The organism is Candidatus Pantoea bituminis (assembly GCF_018842675.1).
In the GTDB taxonomy this organism is placed as follows: Bacteria; Pseudomonadota; Gammaproteobacteria; order Enterobacterales; family Enterobacteriaceae; genus Pantoea; species Pantoea phytostimulans.
The window spans coordinates 1,386,197-1,403,868 of sequence record NZ_JAGTWO010000004.1; the positions used below are offsets into that span (position 1 = coordinate 1,386,197).

19 protein-coding genes, 1 tRNA gene and 1 pseudogene are annotated in these 17,672 nt (G+C 52.4%); 12 read left to right on the top strand and 9 right to left on the bottom strand.

Annotated elements, in window-relative coordinates; genetic code table 11:
• Window positions 1–8 precede the first annotated feature (8 nt).
• From KQP84_RS10255 to KQP84_RS25325, 5 genes are all read left to right on the top strand, one after another.
• Window positions 9–218 carry a hypothetical protein gene (locus tag KQP84_RS10255; protein ID WP_215846422.1) on the top strand — a complete coding sequence of 70 codons (210 nt, stop codon included), beginning with the start codon at window positions 9–11 and terminating at the stop codon, window positions 216–218.
• 185 nt (window positions 219–403) lie between these two features.
• Window positions 404–1,162 (top strand): BRO-N domain-containing protein, encoded by a 759-nt coding sequence (locus KQP84_RS10260; protein ID WP_215846423.1) that lies wholly within the window; start codon window positions 404–406, stop codon window positions 1,160–1,162.
• Between the two features lie 496 nt (window positions 1,163–1,658).
• Window positions 1,659–2,822: a serine-type D-Ala-D-Ala carboxypeptidase DacD gene (gene dacD, locus KQP84_RS10265; protein ID WP_215846425.1), complete on the top strand. Its 1,164-nt coding sequence runs from the start codon at window positions 1,659–1,661 to the stop codon at window positions 2,820–2,822.
• An 85-nt stretch (window positions 2,823–2,907) separates the two neighbouring features.
• Window positions 2,908–3,201, top strand: a complete 294-nt coding sequence (locus KQP84_RS25320; RefSeq protein WP_252515253.1) for a GyrI-like domain-containing protein — start codon at window positions 2,908–2,910, stop codon at window positions 3,199–3,201.
• Complete coding sequence (locus KQP84_RS25325; RefSeq protein ID WP_309140145.1) at window positions 3,198–3,368, top strand: GyrI-like domain-containing protein; 171 nt, start codon at window positions 3,198–3,200, stop codon at window positions 3,366–3,368. Before KQP84_RS25320 ends, KQP84_RS25325 begins: the two co-directional genes overlap by 4 nt.
• A gap of 75 nt (window positions 3,369–3,443) precedes the next feature.
• On the opposite strand, the gene KQP84_RS10275 is transcribed toward KQP84_RS25325, so the two are convergent.
• The 3 genes from KQP84_RS10275 to KQP84_RS10285 are packed head-to-tail and all read right to left on the bottom strand — an operon-like array spanning window position 3,444 to window position 7,122.
• On the bottom strand, window positions 3,444–4,658 hold the full coding sequence (locus KQP84_RS10275) for a cytochrome c (RefSeq protein WP_215846427.1): 1,215 nt from the start codon (window positions 4,656–4,658) through the stop codon (window positions 3,444–3,446).
• A 7-nt stretch (window positions 4,659–4,665) separates the two neighbouring features.
• A complete protein-coding gene (locus KQP84_RS10280; protein ID WP_215848248.1) occupies window positions 4,666–6,420 on the bottom strand; it encodes a GMC family oxidoreductase in 1,755 nt (584 codons plus the stop codon).
• A complete protein-coding gene (locus KQP84_RS10285) occupies window positions 6,421–7,122 on the bottom strand; it encodes a gluconate 2-dehydrogenase subunit 3 family protein (RefSeq protein WP_309140146.1) in 702 nt (233 codons plus the stop codon). It lies immediately after the preceding gene.
• Between the two features lie 252 nt (window positions 7,123–7,374).
• Between KQP84_RS10285 and KQP84_RS10290 the strand changes: the two genes are divergently transcribed.
• Window positions 7,375–8,433 carry an FUSC family protein gene (locus tag KQP84_RS10290; protein WP_215846428.1) on the top strand — a complete coding sequence of 353 codons (1,059 nt, stop codon included), beginning with the start codon at window positions 7,375–7,377 and terminating at the stop codon, window positions 8,431–8,433.
• A 159-nt stretch (window positions 8,434–8,592) separates the two neighbouring features.
• Entirely contained in the window at window positions 8,593–8,913 is a 321-nt protein-coding gene (tmaR, locus tag KQP84_RS10295; RefSeq protein WP_215846430.1) for a PTS system regulator TmaR, read from the top strand.
• A 53-nt stretch (window positions 8,914–8,966) separates the two neighbouring features.
• Here tmaR and KQP84_RS10300 read toward each other — a convergent pair whose 3' ends face one another.
• Entirely contained in the window at window positions 8,967–10,034 is a 1,068-nt protein-coding gene (locus KQP84_RS10300) for a LacI family DNA-binding transcriptional regulator (RefSeq protein WP_215846432.1), read from the bottom strand.
• Between the two features lie 94 nt (window positions 10,035–10,128).
• Here KQP84_RS10300 and KQP84_RS25330 point away from each other — a divergent pair, with 94 nt between their 5' ends.
• The 3 genes from KQP84_RS25330 to KQP84_RS25340 are packed head-to-tail and all read left to right on the top strand — an operon-like array spanning window position 10,129 to window position 10,899.
• The gene (locus KQP84_RS25330) at window positions 10,129–10,293 is read left to right on the top strand and encodes a hypothetical protein (RefSeq protein WP_252515255.1); all 165 of its coding nucleotides are present in this window, start codon (window positions 10,129–10,131) and stop codon (window positions 10,291–10,293) included.
• A 10-nt stretch (window positions 10,294–10,303) separates the two neighbouring features.
• A complete protein-coding gene (locus KQP84_RS25335; RefSeq protein WP_252515256.1) occupies window positions 10,304–10,555 on the top strand; it encodes an ElyC/SanA/YdcF family protein in 252 nt (83 codons plus the stop codon).
• Window positions 10,546–10,899: a hypothetical protein gene (locus tag KQP84_RS25340; protein ID WP_252515257.1), complete on the top strand. Its 354-nt coding sequence runs from the start codon at window positions 10,546–10,548 to the stop codon at window positions 10,897–10,899. The genes KQP84_RS25335 and KQP84_RS25340 overlap by 10 nt, the downstream gene beginning before the upstream one ends.
• A gap of 18 nt (window positions 10,900–10,917) precedes the next feature.
• On the opposite strand, the gene KQP84_RS10310 is transcribed toward KQP84_RS25340, so the two are convergent.
• Together KQP84_RS10310 and KQP84_RS10315 are read right to left on the bottom strand one after the other, a co-directional pair.
• Window positions 10,918–11,844: a ketopantoate reductase family protein gene (locus tag KQP84_RS10310; protein ID WP_215846433.1), complete on the bottom strand. Its 927-nt coding sequence runs from the start codon at window positions 11,842–11,844 to the stop codon at window positions 10,918–10,920.
• A gap of 68 nt (window positions 11,845–11,912) precedes the next feature.
• Window positions 11,913–12,218 (bottom strand): ArsR/SmtB family transcription factor, encoded by a 306-nt coding sequence (locus KQP84_RS10315; protein WP_215846435.1) that lies wholly within the window; start codon window positions 12,216–12,218, stop codon window positions 11,913–11,915.
• Between the two features lie 141 nt (window positions 12,219–12,359).
• Here KQP84_RS10315 and fusA point away from each other — a divergent pair.
• Window positions 12,360–14,455, top strand: a pseudogene (gene fusA, locus KQP84_RS10320) (elongation factor G).
• A 24-nt stretch (window positions 14,456–14,479) separates the two neighbouring features.
• On the opposite strand, the gene KQP84_RS10325 reads toward fusA, so the two are convergent.
• Both KQP84_RS10325 and KQP84_RS10330 read right to left on the bottom strand, forming a co-directional pair.
• Window positions 14,480–15,259: a phosphate/phosphite/phosphonate ABC transporter substrate-binding protein gene (locus KQP84_RS10325; protein ID WP_215846436.1), complete on the bottom strand. Its 780-nt coding sequence runs from the start codon at window positions 15,257–15,259 to the stop codon at window positions 14,480–14,482.
• Window positions 15,252–16,220, bottom strand: coding sequence for a fatty acid desaturase (locus tag KQP84_RS10330; protein ID WP_215846438.1), 969 nt, complete (start codon window positions 16,218–16,220; stop codon window positions 15,252–15,254). Before KQP84_RS10330 ends, KQP84_RS10325 begins: the two co-directional genes overlap by 8 nt.
• 222 nt (window positions 16,221–16,442) lie before the next feature.
• Between KQP84_RS10330 and KQP84_RS10335 the strand changes: the two genes are divergently transcribed.
• Window positions 16,443–17,456, top strand: coding sequence for an LLM class flavin-dependent oxidoreductase (locus KQP84_RS10335; RefSeq protein WP_215848250.1), 1,014 nt, complete (start codon window positions 16,443–16,445; stop codon window positions 17,454–17,456).
• 111 nt (window positions 17,457–17,567) lie between these two features.
• On the opposite strand, the gene KQP84_RS10340 is transcribed toward KQP84_RS10335, so the two are convergent.
• Window positions 17,568–17,643, bottom strand: a tRNA-Asn gene (locus tag KQP84_RS10340).
• Window positions 17,644–17,672: the final 29 nt, after the last annotated feature.

The following is a 17,672-nucleotide window of genomic DNA, read 5'->3' on the forward strand; positions in this document are numbered from 1 at the left end:
GCTATGTAATGATTAATCGTAACGCTACCTTTCGAGTAGGTGACAAGGTTGCTTATAGCTTCCTTGGCATGAAAGGGATCGGTAAATACTTTGATTATGCAATCATCACAGAGGATGGTGAGGCAATTGAAGGTGAGTCACTTGAAGAGGTAACAATTTTAGGAAGGGTTACGTTCGAAATTCTGTGCGTGCAGAATGAATATTGGCCGATTATATAATGAATTTTGAATTAGCTTGAATATGATTCTTACTTTGCTTCAACCTACCTGTAACCGTCAATACGGCCGATTAAACTGTTTTCTTTGAGCTACGTGTTGAAAGAGAAGTTTATCTTCGCTATTTCTTTATCACTCCATGACAATGAACGTGCCCTGGGTATAATCCAAAAAACAAAGGGGGAGTTATGGATAAAAATTTAATGCAGCTTTGTTATGAGGGCGATTGCGGAGATAGTTACATTCGAAGCATAAATGACAATGGTCAACTTTATGTGTCGCTTTCTGATGTAATAAGAACGCTTTCTGCTGAAAATAGAAAAATGGATGGAAGGCCCACGGCTCGCATGGCTACTTTGCTTCAAGCTGTTGTAGCCACCTTGGATGATGATGAATTTAAGAACCTACCCCTTGTTGTTGAAGGCGCCACTATCTCAGAAACATTCTTAGCGGAACCTGGTCTTTACCGTGTGCTTGCACAAGACATTACGCCTGCTGGTAAGAAATTTCAAAGATGGCTCTTTCATAAGGTCTTACCATCGATTCGAGAGTTTGGCATTTACCCGCCACCGATAGTAAAGGGACGGTCAGAAATTAGCACGCTTGCTAATAGTCTACAGCAAGCTGTTACCCTTTTTGCTATGGAAGTGGAAAGAAGAGAGGCTCTTGAATCTAGGGTTGAAGAAGTAGAACTTAAGGTGAATTCAATTGCTAGCCTTAGAGATTTATCTAAGTTTAGAACTGTATCGCAAAGGCTGCTGGAATTAGAACTTGAAGGGCTATCAGTTGATGAACTTTGGCATTGGTGTGAAAAGCTCAGATGTGAAAGAGGATTAGAAAAAATAAAATGCCCTTCAAACATACCTTTGAACGCTCACTATCCAATTTCCTTAGTGGATGAAGCGATAAACACTTATCAGCAAAATTTGGCGGATCGAGCTAAGTAAAATGCTAGTAAGTTATAAATAAAATATGTACATAAAAAGTAAAAAAGGAGCTTAACAGGCTCCTTTTTTACCTTTTTAATATATAGAGATATTCAAAAATTGTTTATTTTTGTTCTTCAGTAATCAGTTGAAGATTCACAGACGTCACATCATCTTTCGTATGATGAAAAGCAGACCAAGTTTAAGTACAAATGTAAGTACATAAAATAAAATAAGTATTTTTATTTATATTTAATACAGATGCTTAGCTGCAATTTCCTATAATCGTGAAACAGAAAAGTTAAATCCGAGGGCACATCGTTGTCCTGTATAGAGGAAAAACCAGTGCTCAGGATAGTCTCCTGCGTCCGTCAGCACAACTGCGTCGCTGTGCGATGCGAGGCAGGTCGCTGCGATCATACTTTTTTTCAATTTAATTAAACCTTCTCAATGCTTTTGCCGTAAAACGTGCGGCTGTTCTGTTTCGTAACCCATTTATGCAATTAAGGATGAAGTGTTGAAAAGGCGTCTGTTGATCACTGTAACTGCTACTGTTTTTTGGGCATCGCTGGCACACGCCGACGACATGCCGTTTCCTCTGACGCCGCCTGCCGTTGATGCGGCTTCATGGGTCTTAATGGATGCCACCACGGGACAGGTATTGACCGCCGGAAATCCTGACGAGCGCCGCAATCCTGCCAGCCTGACCAAACTCATGACCGGCTACGTCGTCGATCGCGCTATCGATCAAAAGAAAATTACGCGTGATGACATCGTAACCGTCGGTAAAGACGCATGGGCGGCGGGCAATCCGGTCTTCAAAGGTTCATCACTGATGTTCCTTAAGCCTGGCGACAAGGTAAGCGTGCGGGATTTAAGTCGCGGCGTCATCATCGATTCTGGGAACGACGCCTGCGTGGCGCTGGCCGATTACGTGGCGGGCAGCGAAGAGAGCTTCGTCAAGATGATGAATCACTATGTCGACAAGCTCGGTTTACAGAATACGCATTTTGAAACGGTGCACGGTTTGGATGCGCCAGGTCAGTTCTCTAGCGCGCTGGATATGGCAAAGCTTTCACGGGCCATTATCGATGGTGAACCCGATTTTTATGCCATGTACAGCGAGAAAACGCTCTCCTTTAACGGCATTACGCAAAATAATCGTAACGGCCTGTTGTGGGATAACAACCTGCATGTTGATGGTCTGAAAACCGGTCACACTGAAACGGCGGGTTTTAATATTATCGCTTCCAACGTGGTGGGAAAACATCGGTTGATCGCGGTCGTCATGGGCGGCAAAAGCCCAAAAGGGCGCGAAGAGCAGGCGCGTAAGCTGCTGGTTTGGGGCCAAAATACGTTTGATACCGTACAACTGTTCCATGCGGGTAAGAAAATTGGCAGTGAAAACGTCTGGTATGGCAATCCGCATCAGGTTGATGTCGGCACTGCGAATGACGTTTACCTCTCATTACCGCGCAGCGAAATTAAGAATGTGAAAGCAAAATACGTTCTCAATCGCAATGAGCTCGATGCGCCGCTCAAAGCCAATGAAGTGGTCGGCGAGATTCAGGTGATGGATAAAGATAAACAACTGGCGAGTTATCCGCTGGTTACGCTAAAAGCAGTTGATGAAGCTGGCATCATTACGCGCATCAAAGATTATCTGAAACAGAAGCTCTGAACCGCGTTTGTGGCATAACGCAAGGTGCGCCGCAGGCTGCTGTGGCAGAGTGGGCGCATCTAAAGCCACAAACAGAGGAGAGGAGATGGACGTTAAAATTGTAGAACGTACCGCAACGCCTTGGGTCGGTTTTCACCTGGTTGGGCCTTTTGAAGAGACCGCGCCAGAAGGATTTACACGCTTAACGGCATGGGCCGGGCAGCAAGGGATCAGCGGCGAATGGATGGGGATTTACCACGGTAATCCCAATAAAGTTGCGGCATCGCAGTTGGAAATCGATACCGTGATTGGTGTAGAGGCTGATTACGATTTGCCAGCCGCTGAAAATGGACCGCACAAAGGCGTGCTGGCGGGGGCAAATATGCGGTGGCGCGCGTGATTGTGGAAGACGGCGACTTTGCTAAACACTGGCTGACATTGTTTGAGCAATGGTTGCCGACCAGCGGCTGGCAGGTAGATGATCGTCCTTGTTTTGATCACTATCTTAACGATGGTTCGCAAAGCGGCGTCTGGGACGTTGATCTCTACATTCCGGTTAAAAAATAATTGAGTGAAGATAATGTAAAAGGGCAGCCAAACGGCTGCCCTTCTTATATTGCGCTTTCAGGTTATTACTGGCGGTTATTGCAAGCTCTCCTTCATCTTTTTAACGTCTCCGGCCTCGACCGGCGACGCAGCATTACCCCAGCTGTTGCGGATGTAAGTCAGCACCGCTGCGATATTCTCATCGCTTAAGGTTCCGGCAAACGCGGGCATTGCAGGTGCAGTTGGACGGACATCGGTCTCTACGCCACGGCTTCCTGCAAGCACCACGCGCATCAGTGAGGTAGCATCTGCTTGATTAAGCAGTGGATTATCTGCAAGTTGCGGGAAGATATTTTTCTCACCACGCCCGCCAGGGCTGTGACAGGCTGAACATTTGGCTTCGTAAATAGTGGCACCCATTTTCATGCGTGCATCACTTGCCGCCAGCGGCTCAGGTTTCTCCTCGTCGCTTTTTTCACCTTCTTTCAGGTAAACCGCAACCGCATTGAGATCGTCTTCATGCCAGTGTTGCGTAGAGTGGCGCACCGCATCGGCCATCGGCCCGGAAGCAATATCAAAACGATTCACGCCGGTACGCAAATAACTGACAATATCCTGCTGTGTCCACTTACCTAAACCGCGGTGATCGCTAGCGGTAAGATTGGGCGCATACCAGCCTTCAACCACTTCGCCGCCGAGCAGATCACTTTTGTCTCCACCTAACAGATTTTTCGACGTATGACAGGTGCCGCAATGGCCCAGCCCTTCCACCAGATACGCGCCGCGATTCCATTCCGCTGACTTGTTCGGATCGGGCTTGAACTCACCTTGGGTAAAGTTGATCCAGTTCCAGAACAGCAAACTGGTGCGGATGTTGAACGGAAAGGGCAATTGATTGGTTTCAACCGGATGATCGATCGGTTGCAGCGTTTGCATCCATGCCCACAAATCTTGCAAATCCTTTTCCGACATTTTGGTGTAGGCAGTAAACGGCATTGCGCCATACAAGCGTTTACCGTTGTGGCCTACACCTTCATTCATGGCGCGACGAAAATCATCGTAGCTCCAGTTACCAATGCCGGTTTCGCGGTCTGGTGTGATGTTAGCGCCCACCAGCACACCAAACGGCGTTTGTAACTTTACGCCACCGGCAAAAGGCTGTTGTTCATTGCTGGTGTGGCACGCCGTACAATCTCCTAACGTGGCGATGTAATTGCCACGGGCGATTTGATCATACTCCGGCTGCGCCTGGGTATTAAAGCTCAGCGCCATCAGCAAGGCAGCGGCGGAGAGAAGCGGTGATGTTTTCATGCGCTGATCATCTCCCCGGACGTTTTAAATAGTACTGACGAATATCGTGGGCCGCTTTGAAAGCCAGCGCGCCGACGGTGCCTGTGGGGTTGTAACCGGGATTCTGCGGAAAAGCCGAGGCGCCCACCACAAACAGATTCGGGACATCCCACACTTGCAGATGTTTGTTCACCGAGCTGGTGCGCGGATCGGCACCCATGATGAATCCACCTACTACGTGGGAAGATTGATACGGCACGCTGCTCCAGTGTCCGGTCATCGGCTTGACGATCATTTCACGCGGGTTCATCGACTTAGCAATCTCCGCTACCTTGTTGGTGCAGTACTGCGCCATCTTCAGGTCGTTTTGCGCAAAGTCGAAGGTGATGCGCAGCAGCGGGCGACCATGCGGATCTTTGTAGTTGGGATCCAGCGACAAATAGTTGGTGCGCGTGGTGTAGCTGCTGGCTTCACAGCCAATCGACATGGTGCTGAGGTAGTTATCTTTCAGCGTCTGCTTCCACTTCGATCCCCACTTCGGTGTGTTGGGCGGTAAAGGGCGGTTACCAATCGGCGCGGCACCAATCGGCGTGACGCGAATACTGCCGCCGCCAAAGAAGCCAAGGCCGCTGTGATCGAAGTTATCGTTATTGAACTCGTCGATGCCCATGCCAACCGCACCCGCCCCGATAAAGGGGTTGAAGTTCTTGTTATCAAAAAACAGCGTTACGCCATTGGCAGTTTGGTAAGCGTAGTTGCGCCCGGTAGTGCCTTTATTAGTGACCGGATCGTAGGCTTCGCCAATGCCAGAAAGCAGCATCAGTCGCACATTTTCAAAGGTAAAGGCCGCGACAATGACAATGTCAGCAGGCTGCTCCCATTTATCGCCAGAAGAGTCGATATAGGTCACGCCGGTGGCTTTTTTACCGCTGGAATCGGTCAGCACTTCCAACACTTCGCAGCTGGTGTAGGCGGTGAAATTCGGTTTACGCATCAGTGCTGGCAATATCGTGGTAATGGCGCTGGCTTTTGAATAGTTAGCGCAGCCGTAGTTGGTACAAAAGCCGCAGAAGGTGCATGGGCCCATCGTGACGCCATAGGGATTGGTATAAGCTTCGGAAACCAGCGAAGAGGGCACCGGAAAAGGCTTATAGCCAAGATTTTTGGCGGCATCTGCAAACAGCGTTGGGCCATAAGGCTGGCGCAGCGGAGGCGTAGGGTATTCACCTGACCTCGGCCCTTCAAACGGATTCCCGCCTTCGCGCACGTCGCCATTAATATTGCCTGCGCGTCCTGAGGTGCCCGCCACACGCTCGAACTGCATATAATGCGGCTCCATCTCTTCCCAGGTTGTCCCCCAGTCTTGCAGCACCAGCTCATCAGGCATCGCGGCAGCGCCGTAACGATCGGTCAGGTAAGATTTAAGATGGAACTCGTGGGGCTGAAAGCGGAAGGTAATCCCAGCCCAGTGGTTACCCGCGCCGCCCGTGCCGTTGCCGGGGTGAAACGATCCCCAGGTGCGCATCGGTAAGGCCGTTTGTGACGGATTATTGCGCATGGTGCAGGTATTTTGTTTGGTGCGCAGCATTAACTCTTCGCGCATCACATAGCGCAACTCATCCGTGACGGTGCCGATGTTAAAATCGCGTGCGGTATCGCGCCACGGCCCGCGTTCAATACCGATCACGTCCAGTCCTTCATCCGCCAGTTCATTGGCAATGATCGAACCCGCCCAGCCGAGTCCAATCACCACGACGTCTGTTTTAGGCAATTTTTTCATGATTTATCCTTTCGCTTTCCATTGCGCAATGCTGATCGGTTCAAGGTGCAAGTCTTCGTTATGTCGCTCGATATAGTCGCGATAGTCATAACGCGCGCCTGGGAATCCCAGCATTTTCCACGACACCATCTCTTTGTTACCGCCATAAATCGGGTCGGCAAAAAAGCCTTCCATGGTGTTATTCAACACTTCCAGGAACAGCGATTGGGCATCGAACCCATCAAAATGCACTTTACCTGCTTCCATATCGTGCAGCAGCGCGTCTTGCTGTTCTGGCGTTAGGTCAACGAAGTTTTTCTGCGAGGTGGTTTGCACATAGCGATTGAGTGCGGCTAAACCTTGACGATAACGCTGCTGCGGCACCAAAGCGGATTGGTCGCCCTGTTCGCTAGTGCCTTTCTGGAAAGGGCCTTCCATGTAAAGGCGCTCGAACGTGCCGTAATACCCCTTGAGCTGGCGATCAATAAACACGGCACAACCTGCTTCTTTACCGCCAATGCTCAGTTCATCGTTGGGGATCAAGCGGTCTACCAGCGCTTCTACCGTGCGGGCTTCTTCATCGGTGAAAAACAGCCATCCTTGTTGATCAAAGGTTTCAGGCGGGTTGTCACTAAACGGCGTCCAGCCGGGCGATCCTTTCAACGACACGGCATCGGCGGCCTGGCTCACGCTGGCGGCAACGCCTAGCGCAGACCACGTCAACACTTGCCGTCGCGTGACTCCCGGCAGGGTTTTGGCTCTTTTTTCATGATGCTTCCTTTAGCAATGTTAAATAAAAAGCGAAACTCAAATAAACAGTTACTCGTTTGTTTTATGGTTGGTTTGTGTATGTAATCTGTTTGTTGATTATTGTAAGTAAACGTCAAAACTGTTTTGAAATGTAGAAGTGTCGCTAAGCCTTAGCAAATCTAAGGGTTAGAATAAGGCACGAAATGATCCAACAGCTGGAAAGCCGTTTTGCGCCCTGATAAGCCCATATCGAAACTCGAATTTTGGTTCTACCGCCATTACCGCAGCGTGCATGGCGTGCGCATCGCTATCGCTTTTTTACTGACTTTTCTGTTTGTACGCATGACCGGTATTCCTGAAGGAACCTGGCCGCTGATCACCTTAGTGGTGGTGATGGGGCCTATCTCGACGTGGGGCAACGTTTTCCCGCGTGCCATACAACGCATCTGCGGCACCTTTGCCGGGTCAATATCGGGTTTGATTGCGCTAAAGCTGGAGCTGGTTTCACTGCCGGTGATGCTGGTCTGGTGCGGCGTTGTGATGTTTGTCTGCGGCTATCTCACGCTGGGTAAACATCCTTACATGGCGTTGCTAATTGGTATTACGCTTAGCGTGGTGGTAGGGGCTCCAGCGGGTGACTTCACTGTGGCGCTGTGGCGCGGGGGCGATGTGATTCTCGGGTCGCTGCTGGCGCTGCTGTTCAGCGCTATCTGGGCACAGCGCGCCTACATGCACTGGCGCATTCAGCTGTCAGATTCGCTGGAGAAGATCGCCACTATTTATCATGCTGGCTTCTCGCCTAATCTGGTGGAGAAACCACGCCTGAATAAGCCGCTTGGAAAATTACTCACCACGATTATCAAGATGCGTGCCTTGCTGGAGCCTTCCAGTAAAGAGACGCGGATACCCAAATCGGTGTTTGAAGCGATTCAAACCATCAACCGTAATATGGTGTACACCGTTGAAATGCAGATCAATGCGTGGTGGGCATCGCGTGAAAGCCATCTGATCTTACTGAACGCACCGACGTTACGCCGCACCCAGCAGATGACGGAAAACGCGTTGCGCGCGCTGTCGCGCCTGGCGGTATGCGGTGAAACCGAAGAGGTGATCGCCACCAGTCATGAGCTGGCAGAGATTACGCGTGAATTGAAGCAGTTAATTGCCGATGCAGGCAGTGAAAGAGTTGAGGAGACGCCGATTTACGGCTACGTCTGGATCAGTCTGGAGCTGGCGAAACAGCTGGAAAGGATGAATGATTTACTGCGTTTGGCGCTGCGCAAATAATCACCTCAGACAATGACTTAATGTGAAACCCGCTTTCTTTGCGCTAAGATAAGAGCCAGTCTGAATTTAGCTGTGAAAATTGCTTACAAGGCTGGCTAGCCGCTAAGCTGATCGTTTTGACTCTCTCCTGCGACAGCAGGCTCAAAGAAAGGTGCCATCATGGAAAATGCCAAGCAATCATTTCAGGACGTACTGGAGTTCGTACGTATGTTCCGCCGCAAGAACAAACTGCAGCGTGAAATTCACGACAACGAAAAGAAAATTCGTGACAACCAGAAGCGTGTGCTGCTGTTGGACAACCTGAGTGAATACATTAAACCCGGCATGAGCATTGAGGCGATTCAGGAAATCATCGCCAGCATGCGCGTTGACTATGAAGATCGCGTTGACGAATACATCATTAAAAACGCCGATCTGTCGAAAGAACGTCGTGATTTGTCGAAAAAGATTAAAAGCATGGGCGAACCGAAAGCGCAGTAAATTTAGCCGATGTAACACCTACAGACTTGAAAAGTGCCCAAGCGGGCACTTTTTTATGCCTTGTGCTCAGCCAGACGTCGCGCAATCTGCTGCAACTGCTGCGCCATTTCCGGTAAATCCTGCTTGCCGTTACCTGGCGCAGCCGTGGATTCCCGCAATACCAACGCGGTTTTCAGTTCTGCCATCGGCAGTGCTTCTCCGCGCAACTGCGCTAACAATCGATCCACGCTGACTTCACCCAGCCGCTGTAAATCCTGACGTACCGTGCTCAGCGGTGGCTGATACCACGCGCTTTCCACTGTATCGTCGTAGCCCATGACGGATATTTCACCAGGCACAGCGACGCCATGCTGATGCAGCGCGCGCATCGCACCCAGCGCCATTTGATCGTTTGCCACCAGCAAGGCTTGCGGTAAATCGTGGGGAAGTTGAGTCAGCAACGCCCGATAACCCGATTGCGCGCTCCAGTCACCGCGCAGTATGCAGTGTGGCGTTAGCTGATGCGTCGCCAGCGAGGCGATCCACGCTGCTTCACGCTGGCGTGCCGACACCGACTGTTCCGGCCCGTTCAGCAAACCTATTTTCTGGTGTCCCAGTGATACTAAATATTCAACTGCCGCTTGCGCACCTGCAGCATTGGGATACTGACACTGTGCCACTGCCGCCTGCGGCTCAACATCTAAAAACAGCGTCGGCTTTGCGCCGCACAACGTTTGAATCTGCTCTGCCTGTGGCGCGCTAAGCGGCAGGTTGATCAGCAAGCCATCAACGCGCTGCGCCAGCAGTTCATTTATCGTGGCTTCCGCCTGATTGCCGCTGTCCATGGCAATCACCAAATGATACCCGGCGGCTGCGGCACGCTGCTGGATCGCAGACGCAATCTGTGCCGGTGCCATTAACGCTAAGTCGCTGGTGGCAAGCCCCAGCGTGCGGGTGGCTTTTCCCGCCAGCTGTTGCGCCACGCGGTTCGGCACATAATTAAGCTGCTGCATCGCCGCTTCGACTTTTTCACGCGTGCGCGGTGAAACTTGTTCAGAGCGATTAAGCACGCGAGAAACGGTTTGATAGGAGACGCCAGCCAGTTGGGCCACGTCATCAAGGGTTACGGAGCGGGAAGTCATTGAACTCTCCTGAAGATAGAGCGGCGAGTGTAGCAAATTTTCCAGCCAGCATGCCGGGAGAGCGGTACACTGCGCGCTGCACAGGAGAAAAAATATGCAACTCAGCGACAACGAAATTCAGGATATCAACGTGATTGCTGCCTGGCTGGCGCTTGATGACATGCCGCATCAGGGGAAATCAGCGCTGATCTGGCTATTCTTGCCGGCCATTCGGTGTTACCCAATATCGAAGGTGCGGTGGCGCTGGCGAAAAATTTGATCTGCCTCTCTTGATCAGCGGAGGAAAAGGGCATGCCACGCCGGTATTAGCCGAAGCGATGGCAACGCATCCGTTTTACCGTCAAATTGATACCCAGGACATGGGCGAAGCGCAGATGCTGGCAGCCATTGCCCGCACCTTCGCGGCACTAACGGATCAACAGTTGCTGTTAGAAGATGCCTCGCGCAACTGCGGCGAGAACGCGGCATTCAGCCAGCGTTTGCTGGATGAAAAAATATTCAGCCGCAGCATGTGGTGTTGATTCAGGATCCGCTGTTGCAGCGTCGTACGGATGCGACATTCCGCTGGCAATGGCGCGATCGTGCAGATGCGCCGCAGTTCATCAACTGGCCGGTATTTACGCCACAGCTGATTCTTGACGCGGGCATGACGCGCATTATTGGCGCACCACCGCAGGGATTGTGGTCGCTGGAGCGTTTTCTTTCGCTGCTGATGGGCGAAGTGCAGCGTTTACGCAATGACGAACAAGGTTATGGGCCGCGAGGCAAAGGCTTTTTCGGCGAGGTTGAAATGCCAGATGAGGTGGATGCCGCGTGGCAAAGGCTGATGCATCTGCCTAATATTCAGGGACGCATCAGCCGTTAAAGGCTAACAATTTACCGGTTAATTTGCGTGATGCTTAGTCTGTAAATAGACCTGCAAATTGACGTTTACCGCATTCAGCAACGGCGCATTAATGCCGTTGCGTTTGGCGCGTAACAGCAGGTCGCCAATGATTTGATCCGCTTCGATGTCAAAACCTTGTGTCAAATCGCGGTACATTGAAGAGGTCATTGGCGTGGCAGGATTACTCAATACTTCAAAAATCTTCGCTGTGATAGCCGGACGCGGTTGATAACCTTCCGCGCTGATCACCGCAAGAATCTCACTAAAAATGCTCTGCAGCAGCGCTTCGCCGCCCTGAGATTGCAAAACCTGTTGCGTGTTGCCGCGTGCCAGCGCGCACACCGCACCAAGCGTACTCAACAGCAGCCATTTTTCCCACAGCTCGCTGATGATGTTGTCGGTGAAAAAGGTCTCCACCACGCTCTCTCGCAGGGCGTCATCAATTCGCTGCAACCGTGCATCATTGTTGCCATCCAGTGCGCCGTAGTAAATTTGGTGAAGCGGCGTCATCTGTACCACTTCGCCATTTTTGCCTAGCGTCGCGTTGATTTTGCATAAACCGCCAATCACCTTGTCTGCGCCAAAGTGCTCGCACAGCGTATCAATGTGGCGCATTCCGTTGAGAATCGGCATGATCAACGTGTCAGGCCCAACGGCTGGCGCGATATCCTCCAACGCCTGCTCAAGAGCAAAACTCTTCACCGTGATCACGATTAGATCGTAATATCCGTCCAGAGAGCTGGCCTGCACCAGTTGCGGTTGCAGTGTTTCAGTGCCTTGCGGCGTCTGTAAAATCAGCCCGGTCTCCCGCAGCTGAGTCAAGCGGCGCTCACGCACCAGAAACGTCACGTCTTGTCCCGCTTGCGCCAGTCGTGCGCCAAAATACCCGCCGGTTGCGCCGGCCCCAACAATCAGAATGCGCATGCTATTTTCCCTTGCTTGAAAACCTTTACCTTAAAACCTGATGCATAGGGTTGCCAGCCATCAAATGCTTAATTATGTGCGATGGCGGTCAACAAGGTTTGGAGCAAGCCGGGAAAGCGCTGGTCAAGATCGTCCTGTCGTAACGAAATCAGATTTTCCCGGCCCATTGGCCGTTGCCAGATCACGCCGCTGTCGCGCAGCACGCGCCAATGATGCGTCATGGTCGATTTTGCTACCTCGCCGCGCAACGCGCCACAAGGCTGTTCACCTTGTCGTGCCAGCGTCTGCACAATCTCCAGTCGCAGCGGATTTCCTAATGCAAACAAAACATTCTCGAGGCGGATTTGCTCCGCTTCCGGGTGATTCGCAATCATAAATTCCTGTGTAGTGATCTAAATTTGATGAATTATAGCTCAAACTGTTCGTATATATACGTACCATTGGTCTAAGCTTGCTGACGCAGGTGAGCAAATGGTGCTCATCGCATTAATGGTCAAAATGACTAAGGACGCATCATGCCCCGACCCCTTCCACTCGCACGTTACCGCAACATCGGCATCTCCGCGCACATCGATGCCGGTAAAACCACCACCACCGAGCGCATTTTGTTTTATACCGGAATGAGCCATAAGCTGGGGAAGTGCACGATGGCGCTGCAACAACCGACTGGATGGCGCAGGAGCAAGAGCGCGGCATCACCATAACATCCGCTGCGGTGAGTTGTTTCTGGCCTGGCATGAACGGCAGCTTTGAGCCGCACCGCATCAACATTATCGACACGCCTGGACACGTTGATTTCACCATCGAAGTTGAACGGTCGATGCGCGTTTTGGATGGCGCGGTAATGGTTTACGACGCGGTAGGCGGCGTACAGCCGCAATCAGAAACCGTTTGGCGTCAGGCCAATAAATACCGCGTACCGCGTTTGGCCTTCGTTAACAAAATGGATCGCCAGGGCGCAGACTTTTTCCGCGTTGTGCAGATGATGCAGGATCGCCTTAAGGCGCATCCAGTGCCGATTGTGATTCCGATTGGCAGCGAAGAGCATTTTGTCGGCGTGGTTGACCTGAATAAAATGCAGGCGATTTACTGGGATGATGCCACGCAAGGCATGACGTTTAGCTACGGTGACGTCCCGGAATCGTTGCGCGAACAGGCGCAAGTCTGGCGCGAGAAAATGGTGTCGGCTGCGGCGGAAGCCAACGAAACGCTGACCGAAATCTGGCTGGAAAAGGGCGATCTCAGTGAAACGGAGGTCATTGAAGGGCTTCGTCAGCGCACGTTGCTTGGCGAGATTCAGCCGATGCTGTGCGGCAGCGCGTTCAAAAACAAAGGTGTTCAGCGCATGCTGGATGCGGTAATTGAGCTGATGCCGTCGCCCGCCGATATTCCGTCGGTACAAGGTGTAGATGAACATGGCAAGATCGTTGAGCGTCACACTGACGATGACGAACCGTTCTCAGCGCTGGCGTTTAAATTAATGAGCGATCCTTTTGTGGGGCAGCTGACTTTTGTGCGCGTCTATTCGGGCGTGCTGCGCAAAGGCGACAGCGTGTATAACGCGGTAAAAGGCAAGAAGGAGCGCATCGGTCGCATTGTCCAGATGCATGCGAATGCCCGACACGAAATCGATGAGATTCGCGCTGGTGATATTGCGGCGTGTGTGGGATTGAAAGAGGCGACCACGGGCGAAACGCTGTGCGATCCCAACGCGATCATTACGCTTGAGCAGATGGAATTCCCGGAACCGGTGATTTCGCTGTCGATCGAGCCAAAAACCAAGGTCGATCAGGAGAAAATGGGCCTCGCGCTGCAACGTCTGGCGGCAGAAGATCCTTCGTTCCACCTGCATACTGATGAAGAGTCGGGCCAGGCGATTATCTCTGGCATGGGCGAACTGCATCTGGAAATCATCGTTGACCGTCTGAAACGCGAATTTGGTGTTGAAGCCAATATTGGCCGTCCGCAGGTCACTTACCGTGAAACCTTGCGCAAAGCGGTACACGACATTGAAGGCAAATTTGTGCGTCAGTCTGGCGGTAAAGGGCAATATGGACACGTGGTGCTGAGCCTGGAACCACAACCAGCGGGCAACGGCTTTGCTTTTGTCGATGCCACCAAAGGCGGTGTGGTGCCACGTGAATACATTCCTTCCGTTGAGAAGGGGATTCGCGAAGCGCTGAACAGCGGTGTGCTGGCGGGTTATCCGATTGTGGATATCAAAGCGACATTAACGTTTGGTTCTTACCACGATGTCGATTCGTCTGAGATGGCGTTCCGCATGGCCGCAATTTTGGGCTTCCGCGCCGGGGCAAAACTGGCCGATCCGGTGATCCTTGAACCGATCATGAAGGTTGAGGTGGAAACACCGGAAGAGTACGCGGGCGGCATTATGGGCGATCTCTCCTCTCGTCGTGGGGCAGTACAGGGTATGGATGAGCATTTTGGCGGGCGCATTATTCGCGCTGAAGTGCCGCTGTCTGAGATGTTTGGCTACTCGACCAATGTGCGTTCGCTGACGCAAGGCCGGGCAACTTACAGCATGGAATTCCATCACTACGCGCAGGCACCACGACAGGTTGCCGACGCGATCATCGCCTCACGTAAATAAGCATAATGCGGCAGGGAAGCCGCGTTATAGCTGTGCAACGCCAAGCCTGGCGGCGGCCTGTTCCCATTCCTGCACGGGGTGATAAAAATGCCGATCGACCTCACTGAAGTGACTTATCAAATTAGCCGCACACACCGCCCGATACCTCTCATCTTTGACTAACGCTGCCAACGCACTGCGCAACTCTGCCAGCGTGGCGTCCGAGGTGGCAGCCGAGGTGATCAACGGCAGCGCGGGCGACAAGGGCGTTTCACCGATAATCGCCAGCCCTTGCTGCTCTTCCGGTGCATAGCGTTGCAGCAAGGCCCAGGTTACGCAATCGATGGCAGCAAGATCGGCTGCTCCCTTACGCAGCGCCGCCAGCGACAGGCGATGACCGCCGCTGAAAATAACCTGCTTAAAGGCGATAGATTGCTGCGCCACGACATAGCGCAATGCGTTATAGCCGGAGTGAGAATCTGCGCTGTTACAGACTGCGCGGCGCCCGTGAAAATCTGCCAGCGTTTTGGTTTTGTCTTGAGCACGCGCCACTAAAAAGCTGCGATAGCATGCGCCATCACACCCCGCTGCCATGGAGTGGAATACGCCCACTAACTTGACGTCGGGCAGGCTGCTAACCAGCGGATAACCACAGGTTTGGCTCAATAACAGCCGCGCATCCTGCCAATGTGCTAGCAGATTGTCCGGCCAGATAATCTGCGTTTCAAGGCCGCGCTGTGCCAGCAAATCGGCAATCGCCTGCGTCAACTGCCGGGTTGCGGCGTGGTCAATGTCGTACATCGGCAATGAAAGCTGTTCAGTCATGCTTTTTCTCGCTACGTCGTCCTGGATGAGCATTCACAGCCACCGGTTTCGCCCAAAACTGGCGCAACCACACCGCGTATCCGCCCACGCGAAAACCGTGATTGCGCTGGTGATAGCTTTCACGGTAAAGCAGATACAGGTGGCGCAGGCCATACCAGGGCACGCCTGGCAGATCGTGATGCACTGAATGATAGTTCAGGTTGAGAAACAGAATTCGCCAGACCAGCGCCGCTTCGTTGTTCACCGAGCGCGCCAGCGGTTCTTCCGCCGCTTGATGCTCAAGGAAAGAGCGCACTTTGGTCAGCGCCAGCGCCGGATAACTCACCGCCGCCATGAACCACAGCGGCGAAAATCCTTGTTGCGCCATCCAGCTAAACAGCGCTACCAGCATCGCCCAATGCAGCACCCACATCACTAGCGCGGGCAGGTTGAAAGTGTATAGCGCCAGCCACACCGCCTTAAACGTGCCTAGCACATCCAACAGCGGGGCGATGAGCAGGCGACCAAAAAAGGTATTGCGCAGGTGAATAACCTGTTGCTGCCAGCGCGGCAGTTGTGCCCAGCGCGTCGGCGAAAAGTAATAGGTTTCAGGATCGTCATCCGGCTCGGTCAAGGTGTGGTTACGGTGATGCGCCAGATGCGAATCGCGGTACAAACCAAACGGATACCAAACCGCCAGCGGCAGCATGCCAAACAGCTGATTAACGCGTGGCCAGCGAGTCGGATGGCCATGAATCAACTCATGCTGTAGCGACATATACCAAGCGGTGAACCAAATCAGCAGCAAGGTTGCAGGCAGTAAACCAAGCGTTTGCCAGTGGATCAGCGTGGCGAACCAGCCGCCATACACGGTGATAATCAGCAGCCAGGTTGGCAGTTCGCTGCGCCATAGCCAGCTGCGGGCGAGTTGGTGAAGCAGCTGGCGCTGCTGAGCATTGATGTAGCCGGGAGATGTTTTCAACCTGTTCTGCCTGAGAAACGTTGCATGATTCACAGACGATGTAAGAAAGGCGCGAGAAAGACAAAGACCTTAATTTTCTTAGCTATGTCGAATTTCTCGAATGTGGGGTTGAAAGAAATTGACTATCAGTGGCGGCCCGGCTGGCGTAACCTTTCTGCATCAAGAATTGTCTTATGACGCGAGGGCGAAAATGGCCCACCTGGAGAAGTCACACATGAAAAAATTGGTTTTTTATCCTTTGGTCACTGGACGCCGTCTTCACAGTCGGCGACGCGCTCAGCGCAAGACGTGTTGCTACAATCGATCGATTTAGCCGTAGCGGCAGAAGAATTAGGTGCTGATGGCGCTTATTTCCGTGTGCACCATTTTGCTCGCCAGCTCAGCTCGCCTTTCCCGCTGTTAGCGGCTGTCGGTGCACGCACCAGCAAAATTGAAATCGGGACTGGCGTCATTGATATGCGCTATGAAAATCCACTCTATATGGTGGAGGATGCCAGTGCCGCTGACCTGATTTCCAACGGCCGCCTGCAACTGGGCCTGAGTCGTGGTTCGCCAGAGCAGGTGATTGATGGCTGGCGCTACTTTGGTTTCGAACCGAAAGCGGGCGAAACGGATGCCGATATGGGACGTCGTCACACCGAAGAGTTTTTGGAAGTACTGCGTGGCGAAGGGTTCGCTAAACCGAACCCACAACCGATGTTTGCGAATCCGCCGGGCTTGCTGCGTCTTGAACCGCTGTCGGAAGGATTGCGCGATCGTATCTGGTGGGGTTCAGGCTCCAACGCCACCGCAGAATGGGCGGCGAAAATGGGCATGAACCTGCAAAGCTCGACGCTGAAAGATGATGAAACCGGTGAACCGTTCCATATTCAGCAGGCAAAACAGATTCGCGCCTATCGTGCAGCCTGGAAAGCTGCAGGGCATCAGCATGAGCCACGTGTTTCCGTTAGCCGCAGCATCTTTGCTTTGGTGAATGACATGGACCGCGCCTATTTTGGTCGCAGCGGACAGGAACAGGATTCCGTGGGTTTCCTTGACGAGAAAACGCGCGCCATCTTTGGTCGCAGCTACGCGGCAGAGCCGGAAGCGCTGATCAAGCAGCTGGCACAGGATGAAGCGATTGCCGAAGCCGATACGCTGTTGCTTACCGTGCCGAACCAGCTTGGCGTGGCGTATAACGCACACGTGATTGAAGCTATTTTGAAATACGTTGCGCCGGAACTCGGCTGGCGTTAACACCCGTTGCCGCGGCTTGGCCGCGGCTGACGCACCGTCAATCAAAAGTGCGTCATGAAAAACAAGCAATAAAAAGCCCGGTCTTTTTGCAAAGACCGGGCTTTTCGAATTTGGCTCCTCTGACTGGACTCGAACCAGTGACATACGGATTAACAGTCCGCCGTTCTACCGACTGAACTACAGAGGAATCGCTTGAACGGGGCGCATGTTAACGGC